This window comes from Pseudomonas sp. NY5710 (genome assembly GCF_013305665.1).
GTDB classification, from domain to species: domain Bacteria; phylum Pseudomonadota; class Gammaproteobacteria; order Pseudomonadales; family Pseudomonadaceae; genus Aquipseudomonas; species Aquipseudomonas juntendi.
In genome coordinates, this window is the sequence record NZ_CP045554.1 from 3,601,427 (window position 1) to 3,624,010 (window position 22,584).

Annotated in this window: 21 protein-coding genes and 1 tRNA gene; 9 read left to right on the forward strand and 13 right to left on the reverse strand. The window is 63.6% G+C overall.

The genetic code is table 11. The annotated features are described in order from the left end of the window. The first annotated feature begins 13 nt into the window (after positions 1 to 13). From GEV39_RS16590 to GEV39_RS16600, 3 genes are all read left to right on the forward strand, one after another. Entirely contained in the window at positions 14 to 523 is a 510-nt protein-coding gene (locus GEV39_RS16590) for a histidine kinase (RefSeq protein ID WP_173890518.1), read from the forward strand. A 365-nt stretch (positions 524 to 888) separates the two neighbouring features. Further along, the gene (locus GEV39_RS16595; RefSeq protein ID WP_173890520.1) at positions 889 to 1,785 is read left to right on the forward strand and encodes a sensor histidine kinase; all 897 of its coding nucleotides are present in this window, start codon (positions 889 to 891) and stop codon (positions 1,783 to 1,785) included. Beyond that, entirely contained in the window at positions 1,775 to 2,434 is a 660-nt protein-coding gene (locus tag GEV39_RS16600; RefSeq protein WP_173890522.1) for a response regulator, read from the forward strand. The genes GEV39_RS16595 and GEV39_RS16600 overlap by 11 nt, the downstream gene beginning before the upstream one ends. Here the strand turns inward: GEV39_RS16600 and yegS are convergent. Next, positions 2,418 to 3,305: a lipid kinase YegS gene (gene yegS / locus GEV39_RS16605; protein ID WP_173890524.1), complete on the reverse strand. Its 888-nt coding sequence runs from the start codon at positions 3,303 to 3,305 to the stop codon at positions 2,418 to 2,420. The genes GEV39_RS16600 and yegS overlap by 17 nt on opposite strands. Before the next feature lie 363 nt (positions 3,306 to 3,668). On the opposite strand from yegS, the gene GEV39_RS16610 reads away from it, so the two are divergent. Next, a complete protein-coding gene (locus GEV39_RS16610) occupies positions 3,669 to 4,913 on the forward strand; it encodes a glycosyltransferase family 4 protein (RefSeq protein ID WP_173890526.1) in 1,245 nt (414 codons plus the stop codon). Here GEV39_RS16610 and GEV39_RS16615 read toward each other — a convergent pair. Together GEV39_RS16615 and moaB are read right to left on the reverse strand one after the other, a co-directional pair. Further along, a complete protein-coding gene (locus GEV39_RS16615; RefSeq protein WP_173890527.1) occupies positions 4,902 to 6,128 on the reverse strand; it encodes a molybdopterin molybdotransferase MoeA in 1,227 nt (408 codons plus the stop codon). The genes GEV39_RS16610 and GEV39_RS16615 overlap by 12 nt on opposite strands. Continuing rightward, positions 6,112 to 6,651: a molybdenum cofactor biosynthesis protein B gene (gene moaB / locus GEV39_RS16620; protein WP_173890529.1), complete on the reverse strand. Its 540-nt coding sequence runs from the start codon at positions 6,649 to 6,651 to the stop codon at positions 6,112 to 6,114. The genes GEV39_RS16615 and moaB overlap by 17 nt, the downstream gene beginning before the upstream one ends. Positions 6,652 to 6,837: 186 nt before the next feature. Here moaB and GEV39_RS16625 point away from each other — a divergent pair, with 186 nt between their 5' ends. Together GEV39_RS16625 and GEV39_RS16630 are read left to right on the forward strand one after the other, a co-directional pair. Then, positions 6,838 to 7,059: a YgdI/YgdR family lipoprotein gene (locus tag GEV39_RS16625; RefSeq protein ID WP_009686259.1), complete on the forward strand. Its 222-nt coding sequence runs from the start codon at positions 6,838 to 6,840 to the stop codon at positions 7,057 to 7,059. 77 nt (positions 7,060 to 7,136) lie between these two features. Further along, positions 7,137 to 7,213 (forward strand) — tRNA-Pro (locus tag GEV39_RS16630). Positions 7,214 to 7,309: 96 nt separating this feature from the next. Here the strand turns inward: GEV39_RS16630 and GEV39_RS16635 are convergent. Next, entirely contained in the window at positions 7,310 to 9,073 is a 1,764-nt protein-coding gene (locus GEV39_RS16635; RefSeq protein ID WP_173890531.1) for an ABC transporter transmembrane domain-containing protein, read from the reverse strand. Between the two features lie 209 nt (positions 9,074 to 9,282). Here GEV39_RS16635 and GEV39_RS16640 point away from each other — a divergent pair, with 209 nt between their 5' ends. Then, complete coding sequence (locus GEV39_RS16640) at positions 9,283 to 9,456, forward strand: PA1571 family protein (RefSeq protein WP_009686257.1); 174 nt, start codon at positions 9,283 to 9,285, stop codon at positions 9,454 to 9,456. A gap of 132 nt (positions 9,457 to 9,588) precedes the next feature. Here the strand turns inward: GEV39_RS16640 and pdxB are convergent, their stop codons facing one another. The 4 genes from pdxB to rlmM form a co-directional block, all read right to left on the reverse strand. Continuing rightward, entirely contained in the window at positions 9,589 to 10,731 is a 1,143-nt protein-coding gene (gene pdxB / locus GEV39_RS16645) for a 4-phosphoerythronate dehydrogenase PdxB (protein ID WP_173890533.1), read from the reverse strand. Positions 10,732 to 10,791: 60 nt separating this feature from the next. After that, complete coding sequence (gene tusA, locus GEV39_RS16650; protein WP_173890535.1) at positions 10,792 to 11,034, reverse strand: sulfurtransferase TusA; 243 nt, start codon at positions 11,032 to 11,034, stop codon at positions 10,792 to 10,794. Between the two features lie 127 nt (positions 11,035 to 11,161). After that, complete coding sequence (locus GEV39_RS16655) at positions 11,162 to 11,329, reverse strand: hypothetical protein (RefSeq protein WP_173890537.1); 168 nt, start codon at positions 11,327 to 11,329, stop codon at positions 11,162 to 11,164. Between the two features lie 1,734 nt (positions 11,330 to 13,063). After that, positions 13,064 to 14,128, reverse strand: a complete 1,065-nt coding sequence (gene rlmM, locus GEV39_RS16660; RefSeq protein WP_173890538.1) for a 23S rRNA (cytidine(2498)-2'-O)-methyltransferase RlmM — start codon at positions 14,126 to 14,128, stop codon at positions 13,064 to 13,066. A 224-nt stretch (positions 14,129 to 14,352) separates the two neighbouring features. Between rlmM and acnA the strand changes: the two genes are divergently transcribed. Both acnA and GEV39_RS16670 read left to right on the forward strand, forming a co-directional pair. Continuing rightward, positions 14,353 to 17,094 carry an aconitate hydratase AcnA gene (acnA, locus tag GEV39_RS16665; protein ID WP_173890540.1) on the forward strand — a complete coding sequence of 914 codons (2,742 nt, stop codon included), beginning with the start codon at positions 14,353 to 14,355 and terminating at the stop codon, positions 17,092 to 17,094. A 180-nt stretch (positions 17,095 to 17,274) separates the two neighbouring features. After that, positions 17,275 to 18,840, forward strand: a complete 1,566-nt coding sequence (locus GEV39_RS16670) for a methyl-accepting chemotaxis protein (RefSeq protein WP_173890542.1) — start codon at positions 17,275 to 17,277, stop codon at positions 18,838 to 18,840. A gap of 68 nt (positions 18,841 to 18,908) precedes the next feature. On the opposite strand, the gene GEV39_RS16675 is transcribed toward GEV39_RS16670, so the two are convergent. The 5 genes from GEV39_RS16675 to GEV39_RS16695 all read right to left on the reverse strand — a co-directional run bounded on the left by GEV39_RS16675 (position 18,909) and on the right by GEV39_RS16695 (position 22,271). Beyond that, positions 18,909 to 19,793, reverse strand: a complete 885-nt coding sequence (locus GEV39_RS16675; protein ID WP_173890544.1) for a pseudouridine synthase — start codon at positions 19,791 to 19,793, stop codon at positions 18,909 to 18,911. Positions 19,794 to 19,844: 51 nt separating this feature from the next. Further along, complete coding sequence (locus GEV39_RS16680; protein WP_009683997.1) at positions 19,845 to 20,153, reverse strand: hypothetical protein; 309 nt, start codon at positions 20,151 to 20,153, stop codon at positions 19,845 to 19,847. A gap of 65 nt (positions 20,154 to 20,218) precedes the next feature. After that, positions 20,219 to 20,650 (reverse strand): D-Ala-D-Ala carboxypeptidase family metallohydrolase, encoded by a 432-nt coding sequence (locus GEV39_RS16685; RefSeq protein ID WP_173890546.1) that lies wholly within the window; start codon positions 20,648 to 20,650, stop codon positions 20,219 to 20,221. A gap of 108 nt (positions 20,651 to 20,758) precedes the next feature. Further along, on the reverse strand, positions 20,759 to 20,998 hold the full coding sequence (locus tag GEV39_RS16690) for a glutaredoxin family protein (protein WP_009683999.1): 240 nt from the start codon (positions 20,996 to 20,998) through the stop codon (positions 20,759 to 20,761). Between the two features lie 64 nt (positions 20,999 to 21,062). After that, positions 21,063 to 22,271: an ammonium transporter gene (locus GEV39_RS16695; protein WP_173890547.1), complete on the reverse strand. Its 1,209-nt coding sequence runs from the start codon at positions 22,269 to 22,271 to the stop codon at positions 21,063 to 21,065. Between the last annotated feature and the right edge of the window lie 313 nt (positions 22,272 to 22,584).

The following is a 22,584-nucleotide window of genomic DNA, read 5'->3' on the forward strand; positions in this document are numbered from 1 at the left end:
CGGGGACCTGATCATGGACACCGCCTTAGCGTTCGACAACGCACTGCAGGGCTTCCTGCTGGATGCCCAAGTACTGCTGACCCAGGCCCAGGAATGCCTGCAGCATCTGGAATTGATCGACAACGATCCGGACGCCTGCCGCTGCCTGGACAGCACCCTGGCCAGCCTTGCCGGGCAAGCCACCCGCCTGGGCGCGCGCGAAGTTGCCCATTACGCCACCGCGCTTCACCAGTTGCTGGCCCCGGCCTGCCAAAGTGGCTGCCTGCAGCCTGAAGCATTGCCTGCGATCGAGGCGTGCCTGACCCTGCTGGCCTGGCAACTGGAGTTGCTCGATAGCCGAACCGGGCGCTTGAACCTGGATATCGGCGAGCAATTGGTGCTGCTGGGCGAGCTGGCCAAGGTCGTGCAGCAGCCCTTTGCACCTGCGTGCGCGTCCTGCGATGAAGCAGGCAAAACGTGCGATCACCCGCATGACGCCATGCGCTCCGGCAGCCATGGCAGCCGGTCGTACCGCGCGCACTAACCTGACCAGAAGTGCAACTAAGTACATGCACTCAAGCCCTGTGCTGGTCGAACTTGCAAAGTTCGCAAAGTTTCAGGACGGCCAAGTTGAATCATTACCGCCTTAGTTGCAATGCAGGTGCGAGCAGCATGACCCGCAGGTGGCACTTTGCTACCCGGCACCGCCCTGTCAACAGGCGTTTCGGAGCGTTACCCAGCCGCGACCTACGCCGTACGAAGTGTTAATATGCGCCCCCAGAAACACTTGCAATCACAAAAAAGTTTGCACATCAGGTGCTCGACAAAACAGCGGAAGTACTGCGCCAAAGCCTCTGACCCGCATTGTGCAAGGCCTTTATCAGCAATACTTCAGTGGCTTCCCTATTTATGCTCCCACGCTTGAAACTTGCCATGCGTAGCCGCCGCCGCGTTGCCCTGCTGCGCTGGCTGACAGTCGGGCTGTGTGTGGCCTCGCTGGTCACTCACCTGATGCTGTACCTGGCCGACCTGGCAATCCCGGCCGGCCTGCTGCTTTTGCAGTTGGGCGCAACACTCGCCGCCGCCCTGCAGTTGGGCCTGGGCGCAAGGTCGATCAGCCTGCGCCCAGCTGAACTGGCCGAGCGCATGCTCAAGGTGCAGGAAGACGAGCGGCAACACCTGGGCCGGGAGTTGCACGACGACATTGGCCAGTTGCTGACTGCCGCCAAACTGCAACTGCAATGGCTGAAGCGGCGCATGCCGGCCGAGTTGCAGGGCCACTGCGATGCGCTGCACAGCACCCTGGATGACACCCTGGGCACGGTGCGTAACGTGTCGAGCCTGCTCAACCCCAGGCAATTGGCGAGCCTCGGGTTGGAAGCCAGCTTGCGCGCGCACTTGGTCCGCACGCTGGGCAGCAGCAGCGTACACTGGAGCCTGGCGTGCAACCAACGCCTGGGCGGCATCGACGATGCAGTGGCCATGGCAGTGTTCCGCATCACCCAGGAAGCGGTCACCAACATGCTGCGCCATGCCCAGGCACGCAACCTGGTTGTGCGCCTGCAACGCACCCCTGCCGGGCTGGCGTTGTCGATTCACGACGATGGCTGCGGCTTCGTCCCCGCCCGGCACCCGGCCGAGGCCGGCCAACGCGGCCTGGCCGGCATGCAGGAGCGGGTAACGGCCTTGCAGGGCAGCCTGCAGATCACCAGCCAGCCTGGCCAGGGTACACGGATAGAAGCGATGTTCCCGTGGCCACCGCGCACCCAGCAACGCGCCAGGAGTACTGTTGCCCATGACCTGTAGATTGCTGCTGGTCGACGACCACTCGCTGATCCGCGCCGGTGTACGTGCGCTGGTTTGCGATATTCCCGGTTACAGCGTGGTCGGTGAGGCCGACGATGGCAGCCAGTTGCTTGAGCAGGTGCGCGCACTGGCGCCGGACATTGTCCTGCTGGACATTTCCATGCGCTCGACCAGTGGCCTGGACGCCCTGACCCAATTGCGGGCCTGCGGCAGCACCTGCAAGGTGCTGATCCTGTCGATGCACACCGATCCGGACCTGATCATGCGCGCCCTGGAAAGCGGTGCCCATGGTTACCTGCTCAAGGACACCAGTGCCACCGAGCTGGAGCAGGCCCTGGAGGCGGTACGCCACGGCGAGCGCTACCTGAGCCCGGCCATCGCCCACACCGTCATCAACCAGGCGCTACAACGCAACAGGCCGGGCGCGCAGGGCAACAGCGACCGGCATAACCTCACGGCGCGCCAGCTGGAGATCCTGCGCCTGATCGTGCGCGGCAAATCGACCCGGGAAATTGCCACAGGCCTCGGCCTGTCGATCAAGACCGTGGAAACCCACCGCTCGCAAATCATGAAGCGCCTGCAAATTCATGATGTGGCTGGCCTGGTACTGTTTGCCGTGCGCGAAAAAATCATCAGCCTGGACGACTGAGCAGCGGCGACCCGGCAGGCAGGTGCAGGCGCAACGCTGCGGGCCGGGCTTCGAAACGCAAGTTGGTAGTCTGCAAGGGCTCGCCATCGAGGTTGAGGTCCAGGCCCTGGGCGCTCTTGATCTCGACCCAGGGCAACCTGGCACGGACGAACAGGCCATCACCGGCCAGCAGGTCACGCAACGTGCCCAGCATTTCCTGTGGGGCAGGCAGCACGGCGATATCGAGCAAGCCATCATCGACTACCGCATCCGGGCACAGCTCCTGCCCGCCTCCCGCTTGGCGGCCATTGCCGATACCCAGTGCCAGCAGATCCCCTTGCCAGTGGAAATCCGGCCCTAGCAGCTCGACCGAAGCCGCCTGCAGTTCGCTGAAGCGTGTGAGGCCGGTGAACAGATAGGCCGCGGCGCCCAGGACCTTCTTCAAGTCTTCGGACGTATTGGCCGTGACCTGGCTGCCGAACCCACCCGTGGCCATGTTGAGGAACAGCTGGTCGCCGGCCTGGCCCAGGTCTATGGGCTGTGCCGCCACATTCAACAAGGCCAGCGCAGCGGCAGGCTCCAGCGGAATCCCGGCGGCCTTGGCAAAATCGTTGGCGGTGCCCAACGGCAGTAATACCAGGCTGGCATCGGTCCCCGCCTGCCCCATGGCCTCGGCCACATCGCGCAAGGTCCCGTCGCCGCCACCGGCGACAATGTGGCTGTAGCCTGCCGCCAGCGCCTCGGTCACCAGGCGCTGGGCATCGCCCGCCTCCCAGGTGACCCGCACATCCAGCACCCAGCCACTGTGGCGCATGTCGTGCACGGCATCGCGCAGTTCGTCGTTCATCGCCTGCTTGCCGTGCAGGACCAGCATTGCCTTGCGCGCTTGCATAGGCGCATCTCCCTGAGGTTGACCAACCCTATCTCGACCACGGGCACGCGTGGATCGTTGCATGCCGCGTTCAAAAACAGCCAGCTGCGTGTCGCGCGTGGCAGGCGGTGTTCCCTGCAGCAGGCCGGCTCGGCTGGTTGAGAAGATAATGGCATTTTTTCCACAGCCGACAATGCCCGACTATGCTGAGTCGAGACACTTTTGACAGGTTTTTGACCCTAGAAGCGAATGAGCAAAGGCGAGTCAGCATTTTGACTGTGAAATGCCCTGGCTTGCCCGCCACGGACGCACCTCCCGGCCCACTTCTGCAAACGGCCGACAGGTGCGTCTTGCCATCTGCAGCCGTCAGCGAGGACCACGGTCATGCGTATTCTCTGGACACTGCCTTACCTGCCTTGGCCGACCACCAGTGGCTGCAAGACTCGCCAATACCACCTGATCCGGGCACTGGCCCAGCGCGGCCACCGCATCACGCTGCTGGTGCAATCGAAGGTACCCCTCAACGACGCTGCACGCGAGGCGCTGGAACCGTACCTGGAACGGCTGATAGTCCTGCCGCGCAGGCCACTGCATAGCCCGCTGAACCTACTGGCATCGCCGATCATCGACTACCCCATGCGGGCGATCATCAACGGCCTTTGCGCAGCATTGCGGCACCGCTTCGAGCAGTTGCTGGAGGAGCCTTGGGACGTGATCCAGATCGAGCACAGCTATAGCTTCCAGCCTTTCGAAAAGGCCCTGCAGGGCCGCGGCCTTCCCTTCATGCTCAGCGAACACAACCTGGAGTCGGTTACCGGCAGCGCCTGCCATGACCGCCTGCCGTTATGGCTACGCCCGCTCAATGCCTTCGACCGGTGGCGCTACCGGCGCTGGGAACAGCGCGTGCTGGGCCAGCCCACCGAGCTGGTAGCCGTCAGCGCTCACGATGCCGAGCTGATCGGCCAGATCAGCAGGCGCCCGGTGAATGTGGTAGTCAATGGCGTGGAATGTGATTTCTACCAGCAGGTGCAACCGGCGCTGCATAGCCAGCGCCTGCTGTTTGTCGGCAATTTTGAATACGGCGCCAACCTGGAAGCCATCGAGTGGGCGCTGGAAGACATCATGCCGCAGGTGTGGCTGAGCAACCCGGCCGTGCGCCTGGCGATAGCCGGGCATGCGATGCCGGCCAGCTGGAGGCTGCACTGGAATGACCCGCGGATCGAATGGCTCGGCTATCGCCCCGATCTGCGTGAACTGCAAAGCCGCTCAGCCCTGTTTTTTGCGCCGCTGCGCTATGCCGGTGGCTCGAAGGTAAAAATCCTTGAAGCCATGGCTGCCGGCTTGCCGGTAATCAGTACCGGCAAAGGCGTTTCCGGCCTGGCGGTGAACAACGGCGAGCATTACCTGGGCAGCGATGACAGTGATCAACTGGCCCTGCTGATCACCCAGTTGCTCAACCAGCCCTGGCGCATGAGCCAGTTGAGCGCGGCCGGGCGCCAGTTCGCCCGCCAGCGCCACGACTGGAGCGTGGCGGCTCAACAACTGGAAACCGTGCACATGCGCCTGACCCAGGCGGCACCGGTGCCAGGGCCGCTGGCCGATGCCTGGCTGGGGCGTTCAGCCAAGTAGTTCGCTGAAGGGAATGAATGGCACGCTGTCACCCGTTTTCGGCGTGCTGCCTTCGCGCACCTCCACCAGCCCGTCAGCCCAGGCCGCGCTGCGCAGCACACCCGAACTCTGGTTCTTGTAGATGCGCACTTGGCCGTGCTCGATGCGCGCGCGCAAGTATTCGCGGCGGCTACCGGGTTTGGGCCAGTCAAACCCCGCCGGCATGTCGAAGCGCAGCGGCGTGACATTGCCCACCCCTTGGCGACGCAGCAGGTAGGGCCGGGTCAGCAGGCCAAAGGTGACCAGGGTCGAGGCCGGATTACCCGGCAGGCCGATCACCGGCACGCCCTGGTAATGGCCGAAGGTCAGCGGCTTGCCCGGCTTGATCGCCAGCTTCCACAGCGCCAGCTCGCCCGCTTCGCGCAGTGTCGCCCCGAGATAGTCGGCCTCGCCCACCGACACGCCGCCAGTGGACATGATCAGGTCGACATCGCCCAGCCCGGCCAGGCAGGCACGGGTCTGCGCCAGGTCATCCGGGAGGATGCCGGCGTCGACCACCTCGCACCCCAGGCGCAGCAACCAGCTGACCAGCAGCCGACGATTGCTGTTGTAGATCTGGCCGGGCCCCAACGGTAGCCCGGGCTCGACCAGTTCGTCGCCGGTGGACAGCACCGCCACTTTGACTTTGCGTACCACCTCGAGCCGGGCGTGGCCCAAGGTCGCCGCCAGGCCCAGTTCGATCGGCCCCAGGCGCGTGCCGGCGTTCATCACCTGCTCGCCCTTGCGGGTTTCCTGGCCCTGCGGGCGAATGTTCTGCCCGGCGCGCAGCGCCTCGACGAAACGTACCCGGCCATCCTCCAGCACCTGGGTGTTTTCCTGCATCTCGACGCAATCGGCACCTGCGGGCACCGGGGCACCGGTAAAGATGCGGGCACAGGTGCCCGGCTGCAGCGGCTGTGGCGCATGGCCGGCGAAGATGCGCTGGCTGACGGGCAACGGCTGGCCCTGCCAGTCGGCCAGGCGCAGGGCATAGCCGTCCATGGCACTGTTCGGCCAGGGCGGCAGGTCGAGCGAGGCCACCAGGTCGGTCGCCAGTACCCTGCCTTCGGCTTCGGCCAGGGGCAGGCTTTCAGTTTCCTGAATCGGTGCCGCCTCGGCCAATGCCAGCAATTGTTCCAGGGCTTGCTCTACCGGCATCAGCGGCCGTGGCTGGCTGACCTCAGCCACGGCTGTCACAGGCCGTTGCCTGCTTCAGATGCGGGACAAAGTTGCACGGCCGATGGCGGGCGTCGAGTTGCTCGGCAAGAATGCCGTCCCAACCGGTGCGCACAGCATTGGTCGAGCCTGGCAGGCAGCACACCAGGGTGCCATTGGCCAAGCCGGCCAAGGCCCGCGACTGCACCGTGGAGGTACCGATATCCGGCACGGAGATCTGCCGGAACAACTCGCCGAAGCCATCGACCTGTTTGTCCAGCAGACAGGCTACCGCCTCCGGCGTGCTGTCGCGGCCGGTAAAGCCAGTGCCACCGGTAATCAGTACCACCTGCACGCGCTCGTCGGCGATCCAGGTGGCGACCTGCGCGCGGATCTTGTACAGGTCGTCCTTGAGCAATACCCGCTCTGCCAGGTGATGACCGGCCTCGCTCAACCGGTCGACGAACATCTGGCCAGAGGTATCGGTTTCGGGCGTGCGGGTGTCGCTAACGGTGAGCACCGCGATATTCAGCGGCACGAAGGGGGTATCTGCCTTGGCTTTCATGGGGGTCCGTCACAACAGGATAGGTTGGCCGCAGTTATATCACAGCGCACTTTTACCGGGTGGCGCCCGACAGGCTTGCCCTGGATCAACCGCGCGGATTTGTCCCTATGATGCACTTGCAGTGAACTTGCACTAAAGTCCTGCGTCATAACTGTCATCTAGCACCATCGCACTTGGAGAACCACGATGATCAAACGGACCCTACCCGCCTTCCTGCTCGCTTTGGGCCTGGGCACCCTTGCCGGCTGCTCCACCCCAACCGTCATCACCCTGAACGATGGCCGAGAAATCCAGGCGACGGATAAACCGTCCTACGACGAAGACTCCGGCTTCTACGAATTCGAGCAGCTGGACGGCAAGCGCACCCGCCTGAACAAGGACCAGATCCGCACCGTGAAAGAGCTGTAACCGCGCCGCGCTTTCAGCAACCCTTTGCACAACAGGGGCTTGCGAGCAAAAACACGATGCAGTAGGATTTTGTTCATCGGAGTGTAGCGCAGCCAGGTAGCGCGTCTCGTTCGGGACGAGAAGGCCGCAGGTTCGAATCCTGTCTCTCCGACCAAATCCTCCAGAAGCCCGCTGATGCGGGCTTTTTTGTGCCTGGCAGCGGGTGGTGCTGAGAGGCCGATAGCCACCTGCACTCACCCGTCACCCTATGTCAGCCGCTGGTGAACTGCAGAGCCGCCAGCCGGGCATACAGCGGGCTTTGCTCAATCAATTGGCGATGAGTGCCCACCGCCACCAAGCGCCCCTGGTCGATGACCGCGATGCGCTCGGCGTGCTGGACCGTGGCCAGCCGATGGGCGATGACCAGCGTGGTACGCCCGGCCATCAGGCGAGGCAGTGCTTGCTGGATCAGGTGTTCGCTTTGCGCATCGAGGGCGCTGGTGGCTTCGTCCAGCAACAGGATCGGCGCGTCTACCAGTAGCGCCCGGGCAATGGCCAGGCGCTGGCGCTGGCCGCCGGAAAGCCCGATGCCACCCTCCCCCAGTGGCGTCTGATAGCCCTGAGGTAATTGCCGAATGAACTCATCGGCATAGGCGCCGCGGGCTGCGGCTTCGACCTCGGCCTGGCTCGCCTCGGGGCGGCCATACCGGATATTGGCCTCCACCGTGCCGCGGAACAGCGAAGGGTTCTGTGCAACCAGGGCAAACTGCCGTCGCAGCTGCTCAGGGTCGAGTTCTGTCAGCGGCTGGCCGTCGAGCAGGATGCGCCCTTGCTGGGGGTCGTAAAACCGCAGCAACAGATCGAACAAGGTCGACTTGCCGGCCCCTGAAGGGCCGACCAGGGCCACGGTCTGGCCAGGCTCGATGACCAGGCTCAGGCCAGCTACCGCTGCCACGGTGGGCCGTGACGGGTAGGCAAACACCAGTTCCTGCAACTCGATGTGCCCGCGGGCCCTCCGCCCCAGCACGCCGCAGGCGGCCAAGCCAGGCAGGATTGCGCTGCGTGCGGCCAGCAGTTCGGCGATGCGCTCGGCAGCACCGGCGGCGCGCTGCAGTTCGCCGATCACTTCACTGAGGGTGCCGAAGGCGCTGCCGACGATCAGGCTGTAGAACACGAAGGCGGCCAACTCGCCGGCGGATATGCGCCCGGCGATCACATCCATGCCGCCCACCCACAGCATCACCCCAACCGCCCCCAGCACCAGTACGATCACCAGAGTGATCAGCCAGGCCCGCTGGGCAATGCGCTTGCGCGCCACGGTGAATGCCGCCTCGACCGTGTCGGCAAAAAGTGCGCGGTCGTGTGCCTGATGGTTGTAGGCCTGCACAGTCTTGATCTGCCCCAGCGTCTCGGCCACGTAGCTGCCTACGTCGGCGACCCGGTCCTGGCTCTGCCGCGACAGCCTGCGTACGCGGCGACCAAACAGCAGGATGGGTGCCAACACCAGCGGCAGGGTCACCACCACGATGCTGGTGAGCTTGGGGTTGGTAATGAACAGCAGCACCACACCGCCCAACACCATCAATGCATTGCGCAGGAACATCGACAGGGACGAGCCGATAACCGATTGCAGCAGCGTGGTGTCTGCTGTCAGCCGCGACTGGATCTCGGCGCTGCGGTTATCTTCGAAAAAACCGGGGTGCAGGCCGATCAGGTGGTTGAACACGGCCCGCCGCATGTCCGCCACGCACCGCTCGCCAATCCAGGACACCAGGTAGAAACGGCTGAACGTACCCACCGCCAGGGCCAGTACCAGCAGCAGGAACAGCCCGATGGTCTGGTTGAGCTGGTGCGCGGAACGGGTCATGAAACCCTGGTCGACCAGCAGCCGGATGCCTTGGCCCATCGACAAGGTGATGCCCGCAGTGACCACCAGTGCCAGCAAGGCCAGCAGAACCTGCCGGCGATAGGGGCGAACGAACTGCCAGGCCAGGCGCAATGCCCGGCGTGGGTGCGGGGAAACCGATTCGGGCATGGCGACGATCACTCTGGGTGGCGAAGGCCCAGACTACCACTCATCAGGGCTGGGGAACGCGGGCAGGTGGCTATAGCCTATCGATCTAACCAGGGTATGGAGCTTTGCCAGCGTTTCTGTTGGACTGGTATTGCCGTGACGAGCCTGTCGTCACCGGCCAGTCACGGTGCAGGACTACCCTGAGTGTTCACCTGATGAGGAGACCATGCATGAGCTTGCAGCCTACCAGCGACAACCAGCAGCCCCGGCCGAACCAGCAACCCCAGGTATGCGGTTCGATCATTGATGCCCAGGGGCGCGAAGTACCGATCACCGAGCAGATGATCCAGCAGGCCTGCAAGGCCCTGGAACAGAGCCGGGTCGAGCGCGTACGCAAAGGTTGAGCGGCGAATTTCTTACAACCCGGCGCCTGCGCCGGGTTTTTATTTGCCCTGAGTTCTGTACTGGCCCCTTGCGGCCAGGCCCGGCTGGGCGCGCTCGCCCGGGCGAATGCCCGTGCAGCGGCCGGCACGCCGTCAGACCAATACGCCACCCAGCGCACTGACCAGTTGCGCCAACTGCGGCGCCTCGCCACGCAAGCGCACCGCCAGCCCCTCGATTTCACGTCGCGCTGGGTACTGCTTGCGCAACTGGTCGAACGCGGCACGCTGTTGTTGTGGGTCGTCGCTCAGGCTGCGTCGGAAATCGGCATCATCACGGCGCGGGTCATACACGGCGCGGCACAGGGTGGCCAGGGCCCAGGCCGGGTCGGCGCTGGCATCCAGCTCGATTTGCGCCAGCGGCGGGCGCGGCAGCAGGTCGGCCAGTTGCACCTGCTCATCCACCCCGAGGAAGCGGCACAGGGCCTGGTAGATCTGCGCGGTGCCACGCTGGCGGCCGTCGAGGCTGTAACCGGCAATATGCGGTGACGCCAGGGTACACAGGTCGGCCAGTTGCAGGTCGACTTGCGGCTCGCCTTCCCATACATCCAGCACGGCATGGATGTCGTCGCGCTGCAACAGCAGCTCGCGCAGGGCGGCGTTGTCCACCACCGGCCCACGGCTGGCGTTGACCAGCCAGGCACCAGCGCGCAATTGTGCCAATTGCGCCTGGCCCAGCAAGTGCCAGGTGGGGTAGCCGCCGCTACGCTGCAACGGGGTATGCAGGCTGATCACATCACACTGCTGGACAATGGTTTCCAGGCTGACGTAGTCACCGCCTTCAGCGGCCTGGCGCAGCGGGTCGCATACCAGCACCTTCCAGCCCAGACCGCGCAGCACACGTACCAGGCGCCCCCCGACTTCACCTGCACCGACCACGCCGTAGACCCGTTCGGGCAGCGCAACGCCATCCAGTTCGGCCAGGGTCAACAGGCTGCCCAGCACATAATCGACCACACCGCGGGCATTGCAGCCTGGCGCGCTGCTCCAGCGAATGCTGGCTTCGGCAAAATAGTCCAGGTCCAGGTGATCGGTACCGATGGTGCAGGTACCGACGAAGCGTACCCGGCTGCCTTCGAGCAATGTGCGATCAACCTTGGTCACCGAGCGTACCAGCAGGATATCGGCATCCTTGACGCTGGCGGCATCGAGGCTTCGGCCGGGGTAGCGGCGAATTTCCCCGAAGCCTTGGAAGAAGGCATCGAGCAGCGGGATGTTTTCGTCGGCAACTATCAGCATGGCGCTCTCCTGTCTGGGGAGCGCAGTGTAGGCGCATCGCCGGGTGGGTTGCACAGGGTTTCAGTCGGCTTTTTTGCGAATCCAGTAAAGGAAGGTGCCGGCGTCTTCCTGCTGTTGCACGAGTTCGTGGCCGAGGAAGTTGCAGAACTTGGGAATGTCGCGGCGGGTGGACGGGTCGGTGGTGATGACCTTGAGCAGGCCGCCGGCGGCCAGGTTGCGTACGTGCTGGTGCAGCATCATCACCGGCTCCGGGCAGTTCAGGCCGGTGGCATCGAGGATGGCGTCGGGGGTGAAATCGGTCATGGGGGGGCTCCGAAAATGATCGCTATTGTCGCGCATCACGCGGCGGGGTCCAAGCGCGGCTTTGCAGCCCATACGCCCGGACGGACGTTGCCAAAGCCCTTTGCGCCCCTACGGCGCGTCAGAGGCTTCAGCGCCACGTACCCATCACCGCACGGTTTCTGATCTGGCTCTTGCTCTTGATCTTGCTCTTGCTCTTGCTCTTGCTCTTGCTCTTGCTCTTGCTCTTGCTCTTGATCTTGATCTTCGCGACTTCAGGAGGCCGAGTGAAGGGCATGCGGAGGGAGGTGACGGGCATGGATGCCCGTCAAGCGCTGAGGCCCCAGGGATGGGGCCTGCAGCGCGTACTCCCGGGAGCATGCCCGTAGCGAGGGAACCCCGGAGCGTAGCGCAGGGGCCGGATGACGGGAGCGCAGCGTTTTTTGGTTACTTTTTGTCGCGTCTGACAAAAAGTGACTCGCCGTAAGGGCGAAAAGGTGACTATGCGTCGCTATCGCAGCTGGAGTTTCGCGCTATCAAAACCAGCGCTCAAGATTTCAAGCTCTGCAAAGTGTGGGCGTTAACCATAGGTATTCGTTCGCGGCGGCGGCGCCGAGTCACTTTTCCGCCCTTACGGCGGGTTACTTTGGTCTTGGCCAAAGTAACCAAAGCCGCCCGCTCCCGTCATCCGGCCCCTACGCTACGCTCCGGGGTTCCCTCGCTACGGCATGCTCCCGGGAGTACGCGCTGCAGGCCCCGTCCCTGGGGCCTCAGCGCTTGACGGGCATCCATGCCCGTCACCTCCCTGCGCATGCCCTTCGCTCGGCCTCCTGAAGTCGCAATCTGCGTCGCCTGTGCTACCGCGCGTTTAGAAGCAAAAGCAAAAAGCAGAAGCAACAGCAGCGCTTTAGTGGGTTTCGCAGCGCGCAACCAAACCCCGCCCAGATTTTGATCTGGCTGTTGATCTTGATCTTGATCTTGATCTTGATCTTCGCGACTTCAGGAGGCCGAGCGGAGGGCATGCGCAGGGAGGTGACGGGCATGGATGCCCGTCAAGCGCTGAGGCCCCAGGGATGGGGCCTGCAGCGCGTACTCCCGGGAGCATGACCGTAGCGAGGGAACCCCGGAGCGCAGCGCAGGGGCCGGATGACGGGAGCGCAGCGTTTTTTGGTTACTTTTTGTCGCGTCTGACAAAAAGTGACTCGCCGTAAGGGCGAAAAGGTGACTATGCGTCGCTATCGCAGCTGGAGTTTTCGCGCTATCAAAACCGGCGCTCAAGATTTCAAGCTCTGCAAAAATGTGGGCGTTGAAACCGCATAGGTATTCGTTCGCGGCGGCGGCGCCGAGTCACTTTTCCGCCCTTACGGCGGGTTACTTTGGTCTTGGCCAAAGTAACCAAAGCCGCCCGCTCCCGTCATCCGGCCCCTACGCTACGCTCCGGGGTTCCCTCGCTACGGGCATGCTCCCGGGAGTACGCGCTGCAGGCCCCGTCCCTGGGGCCTCAGCGCTTGACGGGCATCCATGCCCGTCACCTCCCTCCGCATGCCCTTCGCTCGGCCTCCTGAAGTCGCAATCTGCGTCGCCTGTGCTACCGCGCGTTTAGAAGCAAAAGCAAAAAGCAGAAGCAACAACTGCGCTTTCGTGGGTTTCGCATCACACAACCAGACCCCACACAGCTTTTGATCTTGATCTTGATCTTGATCTTCGCGACTTCAGGAGGCCGAGCGGAGGGCATGCGCAGGGAGGTGACGGGCATGGATGCCCGTCAAGCGCTGAGGCCCCAGGGATGGGGCCTGCAGCGCGTACTCCCGGGAGCATGACCGTAGCGAGGGAACCCCGGAGCGCAGCGTAGGGGCCGGATGACGGGAGCGCAGCGTTTTTTGGTTACTTTTTGTCGCGTCTGACAAAAAGTGACTCGCCGTAAGGGCGAAAGGGTGACTATGCGTCGCTATCGCAGCTGGAGTTTTCGCGCCACCAAAAACCAGCGCTTAAGACTCCAATTATCGAACCACCCCCCATTGCCCGGCCCCACCCTCAAGCACCAACCACCGATTCAACGAGGTTTCAGATCAAGCCGCCGCAAATGGCATGTCACTTCCTCACGGTCGTGATACAGCTGCTTGCACGCAATCGAAACCCGCACCTTGCGTGCCTTGAACGTCGCCTCCATGCGCTCGAGCAGCCGCCGTACCTCGGCATAACGCTGCTTCATCGGCAACTTCAGGTTAACCACCGCCTCACGGCAAAGCCCTTCACCCAACCAGGTTTCGATCAGCGAAGTCGTCCGCGCCGGCTTCTCGACGATATCGCACACCATCCAGTCCACCGGTTGCCTGGGTTGCCAGGTAAAGCCATCGGCCATCAGGTGCTGGACCAGGCCGGTATCCATCAGGCTCTCGGCCATCGGCCCATTATCGATAGCCGTCACCAACATGCCACGACGCACCAGCTGGTAAGTCCACCCTCCCGGCGAAGCCCCCAGGTCGACGCCCGTCATATCATCGCCCAAGCGCTGCTCCCACTGCTCACGCGGGATGAACTGGTGCCAGGCCTCTTCCAGCTTGAGGGTGGAACGGCTGGGCGCCTCGCGGGGGAACTTCAGACGCGGGATACCCATGGGCCACAACGCGCTGTTGTTGGCCGCAGCGATACCCGCAAATACCCGCCGGCCACTGATGAAGGTCAGCAGCAAGCGTGGGCGGCTGGCGTCGTCGACCAGGCGCCCGGCCTTTTCCAGGGCCTTGCGTAAAGGCACTTCGAACTTGCGGCAGAACGTCGATAACGCCTTGCCCTCGTTGCTGTCCAGCACTTCCAGCCACAGGCTGCCGAACACCGGAAAACCAGCCAACTGCGCCAGCAGCACACTGATGCGGTCACTTTCCGGCAACTCGACAAACGCACCCCGGGCCCATTGCCGCGGGAAGATCAGCTGATTGAAACGCAGCTCCCCCATCAACCGCTCGGCACCGCCCTCCTCGCTACAGACAAACTCGGCGCTGGCACTGTGCGGCTTGCCTTTGGCATAGCCCACGACACCCAGGCGGGCGGCATGTTCGCTGATCTCGGCGCACACCTCACCCTCGAAACCGGGCCGGCAATGCATGAACAGGGTATTCATCTCTCACTCCACTACGGCGGGCGCGTCACAGGCGCCGGCAGGGCGGCGATGATAAAGGAAGTTCGGAACCTGCGACACGCCCCGCCGGTCCAGAAAAGGGTCAGGTGGCCTAAACCGGTCTAACCTGACCTTTCAGCCAGGTCCGTGCCGTGCGGGCCGATACACAACGGTGCTACCGGCAAACCGCAATTAAATGCCGGGCACCGGCGCAGAAGGAGTTGGCAATGCCCTCGCTCGATAGCCTGAACACCCTCAAGCCGCTCAAGGTTGGCGACCAGACCTACCACTATTTCAGCCTCACCGAAGCCGCCCGCCAGCTGGGTGACCTGCAACGCCTGCCCATGTCCTTGAAGGTGCTGTTGGAAAACCTGCTGCGCTGGGAAGACGGCAAAACCGTGACCGGCGACGACTTGCGCGCCCTCGCCCAGTGGCTGGGCGAGCGGCGCTCCGACCGCGAAATCCAGTACCGCCCCGCGCGCGTACTGATGCAGGACTTCACCGGCGTACCGGCAGTGGTCGACCTGGCCGCCATGCGCGCCGCCATGGCCAAGGCCGGCGGCGATCCGCAACGCATCAACCCGCTGTCACCGGTCGACCTGGTGATCGACCACTCGGTGATGGTCGACCGCTACGGTACAGCACAAGCCTTCAGCGAGAACGTGGATATCGAAATGCAGCGCAACGGCGAGCGCTATGCCTTCCTGCGCTGGGGCCAGAACGCCTTCGACAACTTCAGCGTGGTACCGCCCGGCACCGGCATCTGCCACCAGGTCAACCTGGAATACCTGGGCCGCACGGTATGGACCCGTGAAGCCGATGGCCGCACCTATGCCTTCCCCGACACCTTGGTCGGCACCGACTCGCACACCACCATGATCAACGGCCTGGGCGTTCTTGGCTGGGGGGTCGGCGGCATCGAAGCCGAGGCGGCCATGCTCGGCCAGCCCGTATCGATGCTGATCCCGGAAGTGATCGGCTTCAAGCTGACCGGTAAGCTGCGCGAAGGCATCACTGCGACCGACCTGGTGCTGACCGTGACCCAAATGCTGCGCAAGAAAGGCGTGGTCGGCAAGTTCGTCGAGTTCTATGGCGACGGCCTGGCCGAGCTGCCGCTTGCCGACCGCGCCACCCTCGCCAACATGGCCCCGGAGTACGGCGCTACTTGCGGGTTTTTCCCGGTCGATGACGTCACCCTCGATTACCTGCGCCTGTCTGGGCGGCCAGAGGCGACCGTGCAACTGGTCGAGCAGTACTGCAAAACCCAAGGCATGTGGCGCTTGCCCGGCCACGAGCCGCTGTTCAGCGACACCCTGGCGCTGGACATGCACGAGGTCGAAGCCAGCCTCGCCGGGCCCAAGCGGCCTCAGGACAGGGTGGAGCTGGGCCAGGTCAGCCAGGCCTTCGACCACTTCATCGAACTGCAACCCAAGCCGCTGGCCAAGGAAGTCGGCCGTTTGGAAAGTGAAGGGGGTGGTGGCGTGGCCGTTGGCAACGCCGACCAGGCCGGCGAGATCGACTACAGCCACCAAGGCCAGACCCACACCCTGCGCGATGGCGCCGTGGTGATCGCCGCCATCACCTCGTGCACCAATACCTCCAACCCCAGCGTGATGATGGCTGCCGGGCTGGTAGCCAAGAACGCCCTGGAAAAGGGCCTGCAACGCAAACCCTGGGTGAAAAGTTCGCTGGCACCGGGCTCCAAGGTGGTCACCGACTACTTCAAGGCCGCCGGGCTCACGCCTTACCTCGACGAACTGGGCTTCGATCTGGTTGGCTATGGCTGCACCACCTGCATCGGCAACTCCGGCCCGCTGGATGAAGCCATCGAGAAAGCCATTGCCAACGCGGACCTCACCGTGGCCTCGGTGCTGTCGGGCAACCGTAATTTCGAAGGGCGCGTTCACCCGCTGGTCAAGACCAACTGGCTGGCCTCGCCGCCCCTGGTCGTGGCCTATGCGCTCGCCGGCAGTGTGCGCGTGGACCTGACGCGTGACCCGCTGGGTACGGGCAAGGACGGCCAACCGGTGTACCTGCGCGATATCTGGCCCACCCAGCAGGAGATCGCGGCGGCGGTGGCCAAGGTCGATACGGCCATGTTCCACAAGCAATATGCCGAAGTATTCGCCGGCGATGCCCAGTGGCAGGCCATCGAGGTGCCCCAGGCGGCCACCTACGTGTGGCAGGCCGACTCCACCTATATCCAGCACCCACCGTTCTTCGACGACATCGACGGGCCGCCACCGGCCATCACCGACATTCGCGGCGCCCGCGTGCTGGCGCTGTTGGGCGACTCGGTGACCACCGACCACATTTCCCCTGCCGGCAACATCAAGGCCGACAGCCCAGCGGGGCGTTACCTGCGCGAAAAAGGTGTGGAGCCACGCGACTTCAACTCCTATGGTTCGCGGCGCGGCAACCACGAAGTGATGATGCGCGGTACGTTCGCCAATATCCGAATCCGCAACGAAATGCTGGCGGGCGAGGAAGGCGGCAACACCTTGCACGTGCCCTCGGGTGAAAAACTGTCGATCTATGACGCAGCCATGCGCTACCAGCAGGAAGGTACCCCGCTGGTGGTGATTGCCGGGCAGGAATACGGCACCGGCTCCAGCCGCGACTGGGCGGCCAAGGGCACCAACCTGCTAGGCGTGAAGGCAGTGCTGGCGGAAAGCTTCGAGCGTATCCACCGCTCCAACCTGGTGGGCATGGGCGTGCTGCCGCTGCAGTTCACGGCCGGGCATGACCGCAAGGCGCTGGGGCTGACCGGCAAGGAGCAGATCGACGTGCTGGGGCTGGCCGGCGCACCGATTCACCCCGGCATGCCGCTACAGGTGCGCATCACCCGCGAGGATGGCCAGCAGGAACAGATCGAGGTGCTGTGCCGGATCGATACCGTCAACGAGGTGGAGTACTTCAAGGCAGGCGGGATTCTGCACTATGTGCTGCGCCAGCTGATTGCAGGTTGAGGGCGCAGCCGCACTGGAAAACCTGCGACACCTGCCAATCGAGCGCCGCCCATACGGCGCTCGATTGCTCAAGCACCCTTGCACCAAAATCGAACACCTTTCGTCACGCATGTTAAATATACACTCAATAATCCCGGTGGCTTGCCGATACCCATCCAAAGCCCTGCGGACTATCACCCCATGCGTAACAACCAGCCGATTACCCAGAGAGAACGGACTTTCCCTGCCCAGCAGCGGTTGATCTCCACCACCAACGCCAAGGGCGTGATTACCTACTGCAATGATGCCTTCATCGACATCAGTGGGTTCACCCGCGAAGAACTGACCGGTGCGCCGCACAATCTGGTGCGCCACCCTGACGTGCCGCCAGCGGTGTTTGCCCATATGTGGCAAACCCTCAAGCAAGGCCAGCCGTGGATGGGTATCGTCAAGAACCGCTGCAAGTCGGGCGACCACTACTGGGTCAACGCCTACGTCACACCGATTTTCGACAACAACCAGGTGGTCGGCTTCGAGTCTGTGCGGGTCAAACCCACCGCCGAGCAGATCCGCCGGGCCGAGGCCCTGTACCAGCGCATCAACCAAGGCAAGCCGCCGGTACCGCGCCGTGACAAATGGCTGCCGGTGCTGCAGGACTGGCTGCCGTTCATCCTGATCAGCCAGGCGGGCTTCCTGATTGGCAACTGGCTGGGCCATTCCTGGGGCTTCGCGTTGGCCGCCGCGCTTTCCGTACCGCTTGGCCTGATCGGCCTGAGCTGGCAGCAACGCGGCCTCAAGCGCTTGCTGCGGCTGGCTGAACAGACCACCTCCGACCCGCTGATCGCGCAGATGTACACCGACAGCCGTGGCGTGCAGGCCCGCCTGGAAATGGCCATGCTCAGCCAGGATGCGCGCCTGAAAACCTGCCTGACCCGCTTGCAGGACAGCGCCGAGCACCTCAGCGACCAGGCGCGGCAGTCCGACGCCCTGGCACACAAGAGCTCTTCGGGGCTGGAACGCCAGCGGGTCGAAACCGAACAGGTCGCCGCCGCCGTCAACCAGATGGCCGCGACCACCCAGGAAGTTGCCAACCACGTGCAACGCACAGCCGATGCCACCCAGGAAGCCAACCGCCTGACCAGCCAGGGCCGGCAGATTGCCGGGGAAACCCGCGAGGCCATCGAACGCCTGTCGACAGCAGTGGGCGAAACCGGCCAGACCGTCACGCAACTGGCCAAGGACAGCGACGAAATTGGCGGTGTCGTCGATGTGATCAAGGGCATTGCCGACCAGACCAACCTGCTGGCATTGAATGCCGCCATTGAGGCGGCGCGGGCAGGGGAAATGGGCCGTGGCTTTGCTGTGGTGGCCGACGAAGTGCGCCAGCTGGCTCAACGCACCGCCGAGTCCACCGGGCAGATCCACAGCCTGATCGCCAAGCTGCAGCAAACCGCCAGCAACGCCGTTCTGACCATGGAAACCGGCCACCGTCAGGCGGAGGAAGGCGTTGCTCGCGTGATGCAGGCTGACGAAGCGCTGCTCGGCATCAGCGAAGCGGTCGCCAACATCACCGACATGGCGACCCAGATCGCCGCCGCGACCGAAGAGCAGACCGCCGTCGCCGATGAGATCAGCCGCAACATCAGCACCATCGCCGAACTGGCCGACCAGACCGCCGAGCAGGCACAGCACTCGGCGCTGTTGAGCGAAGAGCTGACCACTACCGCCGGGAGCCAGTACTCACTGGTGGAGCGCTTCAACCGCTGACCGCAGGCCTGCGCGCCGCGAGGGGGCTGCACAGCAGCCCCTGGCTGGCAAAGCATGCCCAGGCAGGGTTACCATGCCAGGCTCAAGCGGCTCTCGAAATAGCGCTCTTCGCCGCTCAACGGGTCGGTGAAACGCAGGCTCTGCGCCAGCAGCTTCAATGGCCGCTGGTAATCGTCCGCCGTGTCGAGCAACTGCGGATAGAACGGGTCATTGCTGATGCCCGCGCCCAACGCAGCCATGTGCACCCGCAACTGGTGGGTCTTGCCGGTGACCGGCGATAACCCGTACCGCCACAGCGCTCCACGCTTCTCCAGCACCTCGGCCAGGGTTTCACTATTGGCCTCGCCCTCTACCTCATGCATGCGGAAAAAGGGCTCGCCATGCACCAGGCGGCTTTTATGCACCAACGGAAACGCATGTTGCGGCAAAGCGGCCGCAATGGCCTGGTAGCGCTTGTCGATGCGTCGCTCGGGGAATAGCCGCTGATAAGCGCTACGCGTCTGCGGGTTGGCAGAGAACAGCACAAGCCCGGCGGTATGCCGGTCGATGCGATGCAAGGGCACCAGGTGAGGGTTATCCAGCCTGCGGATCAGGCGGCGCAGCAAGGTGTGTTCAACGTACTCGCCGGTCGGTGTTACCGGCAGAAAATGCGGCTTGTCCGCCACCACCAGGTGCTCGTCCACGTGCAGCACGTGCTCTTGCACCGGGATCGGTCGTTCGTTCGGCACTTCGCGAAAATAGTGCAAGCGCATGCCCGGTTTGTAAGGCAGCTCGGCAGCCACTGCCTGCCCCTGGGCGTCCAGCACCCGCCCCCTGGCAAAGCGGTCGAGCCACTGGGCACGGTCGATGGCCTTGAAATGGTCACACAGGCAATCGAGCACCGTTGCCCAGTGACCGGGTGGCAGGCACACGGTGCTGGCTTGCTGGCGGGCGGGGTCGAAAGGCGTGGACATGGCAGGGCTCGGAACAGGCACGGCCGCGCATTATCACCCAACCCCGCCCCATCAACCAGCCTGGGCCAGCGCCTCGCTGCGCTCCTTCAACCAGCGCAGTACCTGCACCGGCTCCCAGCGGCCAGGGTCGTAGAGTGCGTAGAGCGCCCCTTGGTACCCGACTACATCGAGCCCACGGTGGTAGCCGGCCCGCTGGAACAAGGCTTCGATCTCGGCAAAGCAGGTATTGAAATGCACCTTGCCGAAGGGGGTGCGGTCATCGGTCACCAGGCCTTCGAGGCGCAGTTCCAGAACGGCGTCGGCCACCCGCTCCACAGGCATGCGGTTGACGCTGTACTTGAGTTGCTCGACGTTGAGCATGGCTTTACCTCGATACTGTATTTATATACAGCATACGAACATCCTCGCGTCGCAGTCAATGCGCTTCATTGCAGCCCCGCCAGATAGCCGCTGCCCTTGCGAATGGTCAACACCTGGCGCCGCGGGATGCCCCGCGCCACCGACAGGTGCACCCACTTGTCGAATTCCAGGATGAGTTGATCGAACGGCACTGTACTTTCGCTGATCCGTTGCACGGTCTCGCGCGGGCTCACCTCTATGACCGTGAAGTCAGCCGCCAGCCCTTGTACATGCTGGCTGTTGGCGGCACCGCCAATCAACCGGTTGACTTTCTCGCTACGGTAGCCGCTGCTGACAATGATGGGCACGCCGAACAGCGCGCGCACCTGCTCCAGCGCACAACACAGCAATTGCAGGTTGGCCCTGGCTTCAGGTGGCGGGGTGTTGTCGAACCCATCCCTGGCGGCGAGCTGGGAAACGGTCAGTTCAGCGAGGGTAAAATGTGGTGTGATCAACATGGCAAGCGGTTCCGATGATGGCTAGGGGCACCGGCACTGGTGCGCCGGCGCCTGATCATCAGTGCGCATCACCTGCCATGGAGCAGGGTTGTAACTCCCCTGTTGGCGTCATTGCCCCAGGAACGCCACCACCTGCTCGGCATCGAACGGCCAGTGCAACTCGGCACCGTTGTCACAGCGCCGGAGCACCGGAATGACCAGCCCATAGCGTTCGAACAAAGGTTGGCTTTCGGCAACATCGACCAGCTCCACCAGCAGGCCATGATCGACGAAGGGCATCAGCACCGACTCGGCCACTTCACACAGGTGGCAGCCGAGGGTGCCGAACAGTTGGCATTCAGGCAGCATGGGCGGGTCCCGAGGTGGCATGCAGAGAAGCCTATTCTAGGACCACCACGGCCATCGTGCACCTTCAATCCTGGCTGGTGGCGCCGATACGGTGCAGCGACAGGTCGGCGCCCTGGAACTCCTGTTCATGGCTCAGGCGCAGGCCATGCACGGCGCGCAGCGCACCATACACGGCAAAACCACCGGCAAGTGCCACCACCACCCCCATCAGGCTCCCCAGCAGTTGGCTGACCAGGCTGACGCCGCCCATGCCGCCCAGTGCCGCCTGGCCGAAGATGCCGCAGGCAACCCCACCCCACACGCCACACAGACCATGCAACGGCCAAACACCCAGCACGTCGTCGATTTTCCAGCGGTTCTGGGCCGCGGTGAACGTCCACACGAACAGCCCGCCTGCCACCAGGCCGGTAGTCAGCGCACCGATCGGGTGCATCAGGTCTGAGCCGGCGCAAACCGCCACCAACCCGGCCAACGGCCCGTTATGCAGGAAGCCAGGGTCGTTGCGCCCGGCCAGCAACGCCGACAACGTGCCGCCAACCATGGCCAGCAGCGAGTTGATCGCCACCAGGCCGCTGAGCCCCTCCAACGTCTGGGCGCTCATCACGTTGAAACCGAACCAGCCAATGATCAGGATCCACGAGCCCAGGGCGAGAAAGGGAATGCTCGAGGGCGCAAAAGCTACCAGCCGACCATCGCGATAGCGCCCGCGGCGGGGGCCGAGCAGCATCACCGCCGCCAGCGCAAGCCAGCCGCCCATGGCATGCACCACCACCGAGCCGGCAAAGTCATGGAACGGCGCGCCAAAGCGGGCCTGCAACCAGGCTTGCAGGCCCAGGTTGCCGTTCCACACCACGCCCTCGAAGAAGGGGTAGACAAATGCCACGATCAAGGCGGTGGCACACAGTTGCGGCAGAAAACGCGCACGCTCGGCGATGCCCCCGGAAATGATCGCCGGAATGGCTGCAGCGAAGGTCAACAGGAAGAAGCACTTGACCAGCGCATAGCCATGGTCGGCGGCCAGCGTTGCAGCAGGCTGGAAGAAGTTGACCCCATAGGCGATCCAGTAGCCTATAAAGAAATACACCAGCGCCGAAATGGCGAAGTCACTGAGGATCTTCGACAAGGCATTGACCTGGTTCTTGTGGCGTACGGTGCCCACTTCGAGGAACGCGAAGCCGGCATGCATGGCCAGCACCAAAATGGCGCCCATGAGAAGGAACAGGGTGTTGGAACCGTGGACCAGGGAGTCCATCGCGCTGTGCATGTTATCCATGAAATAGGCAGACCTGCTGAAAAAAGGCACCAGGACAGTTCAAGAACCTGCATCCCTGCACCGAATCGGTGCCAGTCATCGCCCTGTTTCCGTTGCGTGGGCAGGACCTGCGTGGTTTTTTCTTGGGTTTGTCGAGGATTGCGTTAAGGTTTATCGATATTCGCCGCGTGGGCGCCCTGAATCGGCGCAAAAACCGCCAGAGGCGCCCCGCAACGTGGCAAACACATAGCAAGGCGCATACCAGCACACGCGGCTGTACGCTCACTTGAACCTTCCGCGCGTGCTATCACTCGAACTACCAACATTCATCGAC